This window comes from Helicobacter pylori (assembly GCF_001998165.1).
Taxonomy (GTDB): Bacteria; Campylobacterota; Campylobacteria; order Campylobacterales; family Helicobacteraceae; genus Helicobacter; species Helicobacter pylori_DL.
Genome location: NZ_MTWR01000185.1, coordinates 1 through 355, shown reverse-complemented (window position 1 = coordinate 355; position 355 = coordinate 1). Strand labels below are relative to the sequence as shown.

Annotated in this window: 1 protein-coding gene; it reads left to right on the top strand. The window is 36.6% G+C overall.

All coding sequences use genetic code 11. The features are described 5' to 3' along the window. On the top strand, positions 1-355 hold a 355-nt coding region (locus BZK24_RS09770; RefSeq protein ID WP_524707234.1), incomplete at both ends, for a class I SAM-dependent methyltransferase.

The window sequence follows — 355 nt, the reverse complement described above, 5'->3', positions numbered from 1 at the left end:
TAATATTGTGATTGAAGAGTTTATCGCTTTGGATAATTCCATGAACATGCTCAAATTACACCCCACGCATTCTATTAATATTCAAAAAATCTCTTTAGAGCATGCGGATTTTGAAGAACATGTTTTTTGCGATTACGATCTGGTTGTGTCTTCTTCATCTTTACAATGGGCTAGGGATTTAAGCGTGTTAGTGAATATCGCTTTAAATAGCATCACCAATCCCAGTAAGGAATTATTGGGCGCGATTTCTGGAATGGGTCAAAAAGTGTTGAACGATTTGCTAGGCGAAGGCGTAGTGAATAAAATCATGAACGATCAAGTCTTAGGGCAAATGATTAATAAAATCATCGCTGAT